The following is a 10,990-nucleotide window of genomic DNA, read 5'->3' as shown; positions in this document are numbered from 1 at the left end:
CTCTCAGCTCCCCGTCGGACGCACGAGCGTGGCCGCGGTACGCAGCAGGATGCAGACGTCCTGCCACAGCGACCAGTTGTCGATGTAGGCGTTGTCGAACCGGCAGCGGTCCTCGATCGAGGTGTCGCCGCGCAGTCCGTGGACCTGGGCGAGCCCGGTGACGCCGACGCGCATGCGGTGGCGGGCCGCGTAACCGGGGTAGGCCTGTCTGAACTGCGCGACGAAGTAAGGCCGTTCGGGACGCGGGCCGACCAGGCTCATGTCGCCCCGCAGCACGTTCCACAACTGGAGCAGCTCGTCGAACGACGTGCGCCGCAGCATGCGGCAGAACCCGCGCATCTCGTCCTCGTTCGCCACGCTCCACCGGGTCGCCGCCTCGTGCGCGTCGACCGGGCGGTGCGTGCGGAACTTCAGCAGCGTGAACGGACGGCCGTCCTTGCCGATGCGCTGCTGCCGGAACACCACGCCCGGCCCGTCGCCGATCCGCAGCGCCACCGCGCACGCCAGCAGCAGGGGGCCGGCCAGCAGCAGCAGGGTCCCGGACACGAGGATGTCCAGCGTCCGCTTGCCCGCGCTGCCGCGGCGCGCGGCGGACATCTCCAGACGCCGGCAGGGAAACCCGGCCAGCCGTTCCTGCCTCGTGTACGACGGAGAGCCCGCGTCGACCTCCCACACCTCGCAGCCCGCCTCGGCCAGCGTGCGCAGCAGTGGTCCCTGCCGGGCCCGTACGGACGGGTGGACGGCCAGCACCGCCCGCACCCCGTTCTGGATGACCGCCCGCTCGACCTCCTCCCCGGTCGTCAGCACCGGTAGGCCTTTGGTGCCGTCCGGGCGGTCCGCCACGATCCCCACGGGCCGCACCCCGCACGACGGATGCCGCAGCACGGCGGCGGCCACGCGCTGCGCGGTCTCCGCCGGGCCGATGACGAGAGCGGTGCACGGGTGGCGCAACAACGCGGCACGCCACCTCGCGTACACGGCGGCGCGCAGCGCGCAGCTCGCCGCCGCCTGCACGGCGAAGCCCGCCAGCAGGGTGCGGGCGGACAGCGCGTCGTCGGGCCGGTACGCCGCCATCAGTGCCGCGAGCGCGAGCCAGGCCACCGCGGTCCGGCCGCAGACGGTGGGCAGCTCGGGCAGGACGCCCGGCACCGGGGGGCGCGCTCGGGGCGGCCCCAGCAGCAGCGACGCGGCGAGCAGCAGGGTGACGGGGAGCGGTTGCAGCCGCGTTCCGGTCAGCGTCAGGGCGCCCAGCGCGGCGGCGGCGCCGTCCACGACGATCAGCGGCACCGGCGAGGCGGGCCGTGGCGGCGGCCTGTGGGCGGGGAACCGGCCGCGCGGGGCGGTGCCCTGCGCCGGCACGACCGAGACGGACGAGAATCCGTGTTCCCGGGGCTGTGCGCCGGGGGAAGGGACGGTGCTTTCCGCGGTCACGAGTGGATGGACTCCCTGTGCTCGATGGGCGCGACGCGCCCTGCGGGCCATGCGCCGATCAGGTGGCGGTAGACCTCCGCGACCGCCTCGGCGGTGTGCCGCACGTCGTGTGTGGACAGCACGTGTCGGCGTCCCCGGTGGCCGAGCGACTCGCGCAGCAGCGGGTCGAGCAGCAGTTCTGCCACAGCCCCGGCCAGCACCACCGGGTTCTCGGGCGGCACCAGGCACCGCGCGGCGACGGAGGACGGAAGGCTTTCGCGGGCACCGTCGACGTCCGTGACCACCACCGGCCGCCCGCAGGCCATCGCCTCCAGCGGGGCCAGCGCCATGCCCTCCCAGCGGGACGGCAGTACGACGAGATCGGCGGCCCGGTACCAGGGGGCGGTGTCGGCGACGGCTCCCACGAACAGCACGGACTTCGGCGCCCGCGCCCGCAGCCGGTCGCGGTCCGGCCCGTCGCCGACCAGGACCAGACGCGCCCCGGGCACCCTGCGGGCCACGGCATTCCACGCCGTCAGCAGGACGTCCTGTCCCTTCTGCCGGCACAGCCGCCCCACGCAGACGACGAGCGGTGCGGCGGGATCGACCCCGCGCAACGGCTCCAGGCCGGCCCGTACGGGGCCGGCCGGGGCGGGATGGAAGCGCCGGGTGTCCACACCGTTGGGGATGACGCTCCACCGTCCGTCGATCCCGGCGCGCACACCGGTGGTCCGCTCCGCCTCACTCACGCACACCACCCGCGAGGCCCAACGCGCCCCCCGCCGCTCCCACGTCTGCGCGAGTGCCGAGGCGACCCCGCCGACCGCCTCGAAGGACCAGGCGTGCGGCTGGAACACGGTCGGGATCCGCCCCCGCACGGCGAGCCGCCCGGCGAGCCCGGCCTTCGCGCTGTGGACGTGCACGATGTCGGGGCGCACCTCGTCGATCACACGGGCGAGGTGCCGCACCTCCCGGACGAGCGACGGACCCGGCGACCGCGTGGCGTGCCAGTGCCGTACGTCGGCGCCGAGCGCCCTGAGTCCGGTGGCGAGCGATCCGTCGGGGCAGGCCGTCGTCACCGCCAGACCGCCCGCGAGCTGCGCCCGTACCAGGTCCGTCACGACGCGGACGACGCCGCCCTCCACGGGCTGGGCAAGGTGGAGGACCCGCGGCCGGGAAGGAGTTGGTGACCGATGCATGCGCGATGTCCTCGCTCGGGGTGGTGCTCGGGACGGCGGGGAACGCGCCTCACCGCTGCGCGTCGACGGCGGCGAAGAGCGCGCCGGCCCACACCACGTCCCCCTGCGACTTCAGACGGAAGGCCAACTGGTCGCCGCCGCCCCGCAGGCCGGGACCGAGATCGAGGACGTCGGAGTCGTAGCCGAGGGTGTTGGCGTACGCCGGGACACGCTTCGGCGCGGACGTCCCGGGCTCGCTGATCGTGGAGTTGAAAACGTCGCCGACGGGGTTCTTCGGGTCGGCGAGGGGGGTGACCGTGGCGCGAGAGCGCTGACCGTGCGTACCCGTCCGGGTGGTCCGGAGGGTGAGTGTGTCGCCGGGGATGCCGCGGTCACCGTCGTACGTGACCAGACCCACCCGGCCGCCGGCGCCGGCGGGGAAGCGTAGTCCCGTCAGCCGGATCTCCCGTTCCGCCCCGTCCTTCAGTGCGTCGAAGCCGTCCCAGAGGGCGAGGTGCCGCAGGGGCGCCGCCGGGCTCTCGTACGCCACCACCAGCGTCCAGCCGCCCCACGCGCCGGCCCCCGACCTGCCCCTCGCCACGTTGACCTGCGCCACGGTGTACAGACCGGGCCCGCTCGCCCGCACCAGCTTCGTGACATTCGCCGAGGCATGGAAGGCGTCCGCGCCGTTCGCGACGCGGTGGCCGACGACCGTGTCCGCGAGGACCTCCTTGTACGCCCCGCCGGGTTCGGCGATCAGCACCCGCCCGTTGTCCTTGCGTGGCTTCTGCTCGCCGACGCGCAGATTGCCGCCCCAGTACAGCCGTGCGTAGCTGATCCGGGAGCCCTTGGGCAGACGGACCTCCGCCTGGGACGAGTTGTAGGTGTTCGGGTCCCGGTCGATGTCGATGTAGTCCGTGTCGAAGCGGCCGTTCACAGCGGCCTGGCCCGCGCGGGCGGCCGGGCAGCCGGGTGCCGTCGACTGCCGGGATCCTCCCACCGCCCCTGTCGTACGGCAGCTGATGGAGGAGTTGGCCGCGCGCACGATGCCGCCGTGCTGCAGTGCGTGGTACCGCTCGGCGAACGCAACCCGGCTCGCCTCCCGTGAGGGCGGGGCGGTGGACGCGTTCGCCGGGGCGCCGACGGATGCCCAGCTCCCGGCGAGGACCAGAGCGCCTGCCGTCACGCGGTGCAGTAGTGGGACAAGAGGATTGCGCATGACCGGCGTTTCCCTTTCGGAAAAGGATGCGGTGTCAGGGGGCGCACGAAGGCAAATATGTGTGCCATGGGGGCGCGTGGAGAGGTGCGCAACTGTAGCCGTTCAAGGATGTGAGCCGACGAAACCGGAGATGCGTGTCGGGATGGTGAAAATGAGGCGGATCCCCGGTGGGAAACACGCCCCTGTAAATCTCATATGAGGACTCGGCCATCCTTGTGCGCGGAGTTACCGGACCGGGCGGGGATCGTTGGACACGGCGTCAGAAAATTCCTCCGGCTGCCCACGCGGCCGAAGAAAGGAACACGATGAAGTCTCTGAAGGCTGCCGCCGTCGTCGCCGGGTCCCTGGTCCTTGCCGGTGCTGCCGCGCCCGCGTTCGCCCAGAACGCCGGTGACGTGACGGGCAGCGTCGTCGGCACCGCGACGAGCGCCCTCACCAACGGACCGGTCAAGGCGGGGCCCGTGCAGCAGCTGGGCGCGCTCGACACCAAGAAGAAGGACTCGCCGCTGAACGCGGCGCAGGGCGCGGCCGGGAAGCTGACCGGCGGCAAACTGCTGGGCGGCCTTTCGCACTGAGGTTTCCCGGTCGCGATGCCCGTCGCTTCCCGGCGCTGCAAGGTGTCGCTCCGAACAGGCCGATTCCGCGCCCAGCGGAGTCGGCCTTCGGTGTCGTCGGGGGGGAAATCCGGTGCTGCATGTCTTTTCAGATTCGCCGGGTACGGTGCCGAAAAATCCCTCTGGTGGCTCAACGGCGCTGAAAAGGGAAATCCCTCATCTGTGTGATCGTGTGGACACGATTGCTCCGCTCGGGTGAGGAACGCGCAGCCGCGTTCCGGCCCGTCGGTAGAGTGCCGCGGTGAACTCGACCACAAACGAAATGTGCTCTTCGCGAGCCGACGACCCGGGCACCCAGGGTGGCCTCGCGTCCGGCCGCGGCTCCGTCGGCCGCAGGTGGGTCCTGCTGGGACTGCTGGCGTCGGGGACCGGGGCGGCGCTCGCACCGGTCCTGACGGTGTCGGAGCCGGCCGGGCCGGCGGAGGCGGGGTTCGAGGAGACATATCGACGGCGTCGTCTCGTCGGCGTCAGGGACCGCGTCGGACGGTCCGGGAACGAGGGCTCCGGCGGGTGGCGGGTCACCGTGGACGGACGGCCGCTGCATCTGATGCGCCGGGCGGACGGCAGCTGGATGACCATGGTCGACCACTACCAGTCCTACCCGACACCGCTCGCCGCGGCGCGCGCGGCCGTAGACGAACTCGGCCCCACCGAGCGGCTCGGTATGCCGGACGAGAGGGACGGACGCATGCCCGGCAGCGGTACGGCGAGCCGCCGCACAGGAGTCGAGGGGGATCATCACAGTGGTGTACACGCGTAAGGACGTCAGCACGCTCACCCAGTCCGAGCGGCGCCGGCTCGTCACCGCCTTGCTCGAGGTCAAACGGCGTGGCGAGTACGACGAGTTCGTACGCGCGCACATCGAGTACTTCAAGCCCGACGGTGAACGCGGCCTGCGCACCGCCCACATGGCACCTTCTTTCCTGCCCTGGCACCGCAGGTTCCTGCTGGATCTGGAGCAGGCACTGCGCCGCGTGGACGATGCGGTCACCGTTCCGTACTGGAACTGGACGCGCGATCGCACCCCGACGGCCGTACCGTGGACCGATGACCTGCTCGGCGGCACCGGACGGAGTTCCGACCGCCAGGTCATGACCGGCCCGTTCGCGTACAGCAAGGGCGGGTGGACCATCAAGGTGGGAGTCACCGACACCCCGTTCCTCCAGCGTGATCTGGGCCGCCCCGGAAATCCCATCGCACTGCCGACGGCCAGGAACGTGGAGGGGGCCCTCGCCGACCCCGTCTACGACACGGCGCCGTGGAACTCCACGTCCACCAAGGGGTTCCGCAACAGGCTGGAGGGGTGGGGGCCGGGGAGGGGCGCCGCCTCGTGGCGCAACCACAACCGGGTCCACCGCTGGGTCGGCGGCCAGATGGTGGGCGGCGCCTCCGCCAACGACCCCGTCTTCTGGATGCACCACGCCTTCGTCGACCTCCTGTGGACCCGCTGGCAGCAGCGGCACCCGAACGCCCGCTATCTCCCCGCGAGACCGCTCGCCGCGGGCAACGCCCAGCACGGCCAGGTCGTCGCACGGCAGGAGAAGATGCCGCCGTGGGACGTGACACCGGAGGAACTGCAGGACCACAGCGGCATCTACCGGTACGCGTAGCGATCACTGGACCGCTGGACCGCTGCGAGTGCCGTGACGGCCGTGTCCATCGCGACCGGCGTGGCTGTCGTGACTGTCGTGACCGCTGGGATCGCTTGACCGCCCTGACCGGCCGTGCGGTCGTCAGGGCAGCTGTCGTATCGGGCTGCCCGACAGGTAGGCCCGGATGTTCTCCACCGCCTGGCCGTAGTACGTCGTGTAGTTGGCCCGGGAGACGTATCCGAGGTGGGGGGTGGCCAGCAGGCGAGGGGCGGTGCGCAGGGGGTGGTCGGCCGGGAGGGGCTCGGTGTCGAAGACGTCGACGGCGGCGCCTGCGATCAGGCCCTCATGGAGCGCGGACAGCAGGGCGTCCTGGTCGACGATGGCCGCCCGGGAGGTGTTGATCAGGTAGGCGGTCGGTTTCAGCAGGGCGAGTTCGGCGGGGCCGAGCAGGCCGCGGGTGCGGTCACCGAGGGCCAGGTGGACGGAGACGAAATCGCTCGACTCCAGCAGGGCTTCCTTGGAGGGGGCGAGATCGACGCCCACCTCGTCGGCGCGCTCCTTGGTCAGGTTCTGGCTCCAGGCGCTGACGTGCATGCCGAACGCGAGGCCGACCCGCGCGACCCGGCTGCCGATCTTCCCGAGGCCTAGCAGTCCGAGCCGGCTGCCGTGCAGGTCCGCGCCGACCGTCTGCTGCCAGGGGCCGTTCCCGCGCAGGGCGGTGCTCTCCTCGACGATCCCGCGGGCGAGGCCGAGCAGCAGGGCCCAGGTCAGTTCGACGGGCGGGGTGGAGGAGCTCGCCGTACCGCACACGGTGACGCCGTGCTCCTCGGCGGCGGCGTAGTCGATGACACTGTTGCGCATGCCGGAGGCGATCAGCAGCCGCAACCGGGGCAGGCGGGCGAGCAGCGAGGCGGGGAACGGAACGCGCTCCCGCAGCGTGACCACGATGTCGAAGCCGGCGAGTGCCGCGGCCAGGGCGTCCTCGCCGGCGAGGTGCTCCCGCAGCGCGACGACCTCCACCTCGTCCTCGATCACCGACCAGTCGGCGAACCGGGCCGCCACCCCCTGGAAGTCGTCCAGCACCGCACAGCGAAGTCGCACGTCGTCGCTCCCTCCTCGTCGGCGACTGTACCGGTGGCGGTGCCGACGAGGCGACGTACGGTCCGTGGCCCGTGGTGGCGGGCGGGCCGCTGCTATGCCTCGGCGGCAGGTGACGTGCGGGTCGGCTTGCCCAGCACCCAGAAGAGCACGCCGAGGAGCATGAAGACGGCGAGCGGGACGGCCTCCGTCAGCAGGTACTTCCAGCGCTCGCCGTGACTCCAGCCGTCCGGTTGGTAGTCGCCGCGGAACCAGTGGTCGCCGAGCCCCGGGGCGACCAGCTGCACGCTGGCGAACAGGATGAGCACGGTGAGCACCACGCTGATGGTGCGGGGGAAGGGCGCCTTGTAGGGGCGGGGGACGTCCGGGGCCTTGCGGCGCAGTACCGCGAGTGCCGGGAAGATGCCCAGGTAGCTGATCAGGGTGGTGGAGATGGCCAGGCCGAGGACGGCGCCGAAGAGCTTGGCGGCGCTTCCGTCGGTCAGTTCGTGGGCCAGGACGAGTACGAGGGTGGAGACCAGGCCGCTGAGGATGTTGACCCGCACCGGGGTGCCGAAGCGGCTGGAGATGACGCCGAGGAAGCGGGGCGCGGCGCCGTCGTAGCCGGAGACGGCGAGGGCGCGGTCGGAGCCCATGACCCACGTGACGCCGGAGGACAGCACCGTGAGGATGAACATGATCGCGGCGAGGTCCCCGAGCAGGCTGCCGGCGCCGCTGAGCGTGGCGGTGCCGTCGGAGGCGACGTGGCCGCCGTAGACGGTGAAGACCTGGCGCATCGCGTCGATGAATCCGCCGAGGCCGGTGACGGCCGTGACCGGCAGGACGAGCAGGATGCCGAGGATCGGCAGCGCGTAGAGCAGAACGGCGAGGCCGGCGCTGCGGAAGATGGCGAAGGGCACGTCCTTCTGGGCGTCGGTCATCTCGTCGCCGGCGGTGTTGGGCAGCTCGAAACCGACGAAGTTGAACATCAGGACGGGCACCAGGAGGACGAATCCCGCGTACGTCGGGGAGAAGTCGCCGATCCCGAATCCGTGCAGGCCGTGCTTGACGCCGTACACGACGACCGTGACGGTGAACAGGCCGAGGAGGACGAAACGGCTCCAGGCGCCGACGGTGGGGATCCACTTGCCGACGTCGAAGGAGAGGATCGCGGCGAGCACGCCCACCCAGACGAAGAGGAGGGTGAAGACGTAGAAGGCGGGAGTGCTCAGGTCCTTCCCGTCGTTGAAGAAGGTGGTGTAGGCCGTGACGGCGGAGACGGAGAGCGTGCCGCCGAGCCACACCGGGTTGGTGATCCAGTACAGGAAGTTGTTGACGGCACCGGCCAGGCGTCCGAAGGCGCGGCTGGTCCAGATGTAGGGGCCGCCCTCATCCGGGAACGCGGCCCCGAGCTCGGCGGTCAGCAGTGCGGAGGGCACGAAGAACACGACGGCCAGAACGATGAGCCAGGTGAACGCCTCGGCGCCGTTCGAGGCCACGCTGCCGATGGTGTCGACGCCGACGATGGTGCACAGCAGGAAGAACAGGATGTCGAAGCGGCCGAAGTGCTTGCGCAGCTTCCGCCGCTCCGCCTGGGCTGCCGCCGGCGCGTCGGCCGGCTCGGATGCTATCTGGCCAACGGTCACCGAAAGCTCCTGCGTGTTCCTGGTAGGGGCGGGATCCGGCCAATGATCTGCCGCCGCCGCGAAACACCACAAGCGTTCGTGTACAAGTCTTGACCATCACTTCTCCGCCCGAACGCGACGGAAACCGCACCGAAACACCGAGGCCGGTGCGGGTGGTCCGCGGCACGGAAAGCCCTTCGCGAGCAGCGAAACCCTCCACAACTGATCTCGTGGAGGGCTGAAAGTCGCCGATGACCTGCGGAAACGCGGCGCCCCCGGCAGGACTCGAACCTGCGGCCAAGCGCTTAGAAGGCGCCTGCTCTATCCACTGAGCTACGGGGGCCGGGTGTGGTGGCCTCTGTCGTGGGTGCCCGGGTGTGGGCCGATCCGTGACGTTGCCGGGGACAAGGATAGGGCTCCCGCGTCCTTGCCCCTGTTGCTTCGCCTCCGTGGCTCGATGTGGAGGTTCGGTGAAGCGGTCCCGATAATCGCAGGCAGGTGCGAATCGTGCATCGCTTTTGGCGCCTCGCGCCCCGGGTGTTGTGCACTCGTTATGCCTGGACTGTGTCCGTGCCCCAGTCGCCCCTTCCGTCCGTTGTGTCCCGTCGGCGCGCAGACATGCTCATATGCTTCAGAATTCCCCTAAAATTGGGCATTCTTCGCATGTGGTGACCTTGGACGTACGGCCTCAGCTGCTCGACGCACTTTCCGCCCTGCGCGACCGTGTCGCCGCCGCACGCTTTCCGCTACCCCTCGCGGGGGCTCCACGCGCGCGTGCCAACCGCGACGAACTGCTCGCCCAGCTCGACGACTATCTGGTGCCCCGGCTGAGACAGCCCGAAGCGCCCTTGCTGGCCGTCATCGGGGGGTCCACGGGAGCCGGGAAGTCGACGCTCGTCAACTCCCTTGTGGGGCGCCGGGTCAGCGAGGCGGGCGTCCTGCGGCCGACGACACGCACTCCGGTGCTGGTCTGCCATCCGGAGGACCATCACTGGTTCAGCGGGATGCGCGTGCTGCCCGACCTCACGCGCGTGTGGGTGCCCCAGCCGCAGCCGGGGGAGGACCTGCTGCTGCCCGGCGAGAATCCCGCGCGCGTCCTGCGCATCGAGACCGTCGACACCGTGCCGCCCGGTCTGGCCCTCCTGGACGCGCCCGACGTCGACTCCCTCGTCGCCGACAACCGGTCCCTCGCCGCCGAACTGATCTGCGCGGCCGACATCTGGGTCATGGTCACCACGGCCGCCCGGTACGCCGACGCCGTGCCCTGGCACATGCTGCGCGCCGCGAAGGAGTACGACGTCACTCTCGTCACCGTCCTCGACCGGGTACCCCACCAGGTCGTGTCCGAGGTCTCCCGGCAGTACGGCGCGCTGCTCACCAAGGCCGGCCTCGGCGAGGTACCCCGCTTCACCGTGCCGGAACTGCCCGAGTCCGCCTGGGGCGGCGGCCTGCTGCCGGCCACCGCTGTGGCATCGCTGCGGACCTGGCTCATCCAGCAGGCGCAGGATCCGGCGGCCCGTCAGTACTCCCTGGCCCGTACGGCGCACGGCGTCCTCGACTCCCTCAAGTCCCGGATGCCCGAGCTCGCCAGCGCCGCCGCGGCCCAGTACGCGGCCGCGTTGCGGCTCACCTCCGCCGTCGACTCGGCGTACGACAGCGAGCACGCGCGCGTGCGCGGGCGGCTGCAGGCCGGGGCCGTACTCGCCGGTGACGCCCTGAAGCGGTGGCGGGCCTTCCCGCTCGACTGCACCGCCGGTGAGCTCCTCGACGCGCTCGTGGAGAGCCTCGGAGCCCTCCTGCTGTGTGCCGTCACCGCCGCCGACGAGCGCGTCGACGACGCCTGGCGACGCGAACCGGCCGCCGCCGCGCCGGAACTGAACGGCCGTGACCCGGCCCTGGAGAGAGCCGAACACCGCATCGGGCTGGCCGTACGGCGCTGGCGGCGGGAGTTGGAGGAGTACGCCGAGGACGAGATCCGCCACCTCGACCGCAGCGTCGCCCCGGATTCCGAGGTGATCGCCGCCCTTGTCGCCACGGCCCTGCTGGGCGGCCGCAGGGGCCGGACGGCCGGTGAGGGCCTCGCCGAGCGGATCGGCGTACACGGGGCGCTGCGGCTGCGCGACCGAGGCGGGCGGCTGCTCGCCGACCACCTGAACCGGGTCATGTACACCGAACGCGAGCGCCGCCTGGCCCCGCTCGACGCCCTCGACGTCCATCCCGAACCACAGGCCGAACTCATCGCCGCGCTGTCCGTACTGCAGAAGGAGAGGTGACC

The 10,990-nt window shown here is 71.4% G+C and carries 9 protein-coding genes and 1 tRNA gene; 4 read left to right on the top strand and 6 right to left on the bottom strand.

Annotated features, from left to right (window positions below; all coding sequences use genetic code 11):
* Window positions 1–3: 3 nt before the first annotated feature.
* From ACIBK3_RS23550 to ACIBK3_RS23540, 3 genes are read right to left on the bottom strand one after another with little or no spacing between them, the layout of a single operon-like run.
* Entirely contained in the window at window positions 4–1,431 is a 1,428-nt protein-coding gene (locus ACIBK3_RS23550; protein WP_399368373.1) for an exopolysaccharide biosynthesis polyprenyl glycosylphosphotransferase, read from the bottom strand.
* Entirely contained in the window at window positions 1,428–2,609 is a 1,182-nt protein-coding gene (locus tag ACIBK3_RS23545; RefSeq protein WP_399368371.1) for a glycosyltransferase, read from the bottom strand. Before ACIBK3_RS23545 ends, ACIBK3_RS23550 begins: the two co-directional genes overlap by 4 nt.
* Before the next feature lie 49 nt (window positions 2,610–2,658).
* Window positions 2,659–3,807, bottom strand: a complete 1,149-nt coding sequence (locus ACIBK3_RS23540; protein WP_399368369.1) for a DUF3344 domain-containing protein — start codon at window positions 3,805–3,807, stop codon at window positions 2,659–2,661.
* A 305-nt stretch (window positions 3,808–4,112) separates the two neighbouring features.
* Between ACIBK3_RS23540 and ACIBK3_RS23535 the strand changes: the two genes are divergently transcribed.
* The 3 genes from ACIBK3_RS23535 to ACIBK3_RS23525 all read left to right on the top strand — a co-directional run bounded on the left by ACIBK3_RS23535 (window position 4,113) and on the right by ACIBK3_RS23525 (window position 6,031).
* Entirely contained in the window at window positions 4,113–4,382 is a 270-nt protein-coding gene (locus ACIBK3_RS23535; RefSeq protein ID WP_399368368.1) for a hypothetical protein, read from the top strand.
* A gap of 301 nt (window positions 4,383–4,683) precedes the next feature.
* On the top strand, window positions 4,684–5,181 hold the full coding sequence (locus tag ACIBK3_RS23530) for a tyrosinase cofactor (protein WP_399368912.1): 498 nt from the start codon (window positions 4,684–4,686) through the stop codon (window positions 5,179–5,181).
* Window positions 5,165–6,031 carry a tyrosinase family protein gene (locus ACIBK3_RS23525; RefSeq protein WP_399368366.1) on the top strand — a complete coding sequence of 289 codons (867 nt, stop codon included), beginning with the start codon at window positions 5,165–5,167 and terminating at the stop codon, window positions 6,029–6,031. Before ACIBK3_RS23530 ends, ACIBK3_RS23525 begins: the two co-directional genes overlap by 17 nt.
* Window positions 6,032–6,154: 123 nt before the next feature.
* Here ACIBK3_RS23525 and ACIBK3_RS23520 read toward each other — a convergent pair whose 3' ends face one another.
* From ACIBK3_RS23520 to ACIBK3_RS23510, 3 genes are all read right to left on the bottom strand, one after another.
* Window positions 6,155–7,114 (bottom strand): D-2-hydroxyacid dehydrogenase family protein, encoded by a 960-nt coding sequence (locus tag ACIBK3_RS23520; protein ID WP_399368364.1) that lies wholly within the window; start codon window positions 7,112–7,114, stop codon window positions 6,155–6,157.
* Between the two features lie 92 nt (window positions 7,115–7,206).
* Entirely contained in the window at window positions 7,207–8,736 is a 1,530-nt protein-coding gene (locus ACIBK3_RS23515) for an APC family permease (RefSeq protein WP_399368362.1), read from the bottom strand.
* A 249-nt stretch (window positions 8,737–8,985) separates the two neighbouring features.
* Window positions 8,986–9,058: transfer RNA gene (locus ACIBK3_RS23510), tRNA-Arg, on the bottom strand.
* A gap of 322 nt (window positions 9,059–9,380) precedes the next feature.
* Between ACIBK3_RS23510 and ACIBK3_RS23505 the strand changes: the two genes are divergently transcribed.
* Window positions 9,381–10,988, top strand: coding sequence for a dynamin family protein (locus tag ACIBK3_RS23505; RefSeq protein WP_399368360.1), 1,608 nt, complete (start codon window positions 9,381–9,383; stop codon window positions 10,986–10,988).
* Window positions 10,989–10,990 lie beyond the last annotated feature (2 nt).

Origin of the sequence: Streptomyces sp. NPDC050287 (assembly GCF_044459385.1) — a bacterium.
In the GTDB taxonomy this organism is placed as follows: Bacteria; Actinomycetota; Actinomycetes; order Streptomycetales; family Streptomycetaceae; genus Streptomyces.
This window is presented reverse-complemented; position numbering and strand designations above follow the sequence as displayed.

What these genes read in the sequence shown, in the direction of transcription:
- ACIBK3_RS23545 (WP_399368371.1), bottom strand. Translation starts at nt 2,609, where the DNA reads ATGCATCGGTCACCAACTCCTTCCCGGCCGCGGGTCCTCCACCTTGCC.
- ACIBK3_RS23540 (WP_399368369.1), bottom strand. Translation starts at nt 3,807, where the DNA reads ATGCGCAATCCTCTTGTCCCACTACTGCACCGCGTGACGGCAGGCGCT.
- ACIBK3_RS23535 (WP_399368368.1), top strand. Translation starts at nt 4,113, where the DNA reads ATGAAGTCTCTGAAGGCTGCCGCCGTCGTCGCCGGGTCCCTGGTCCTT.
- ACIBK3_RS23530 (WP_399368912.1), top strand. Translation starts at nt 4,684, where the DNA reads ATGTGCTCTTCGCGAGCCGACGACCCGGGCACCCAGGGTGGCCTCGCG.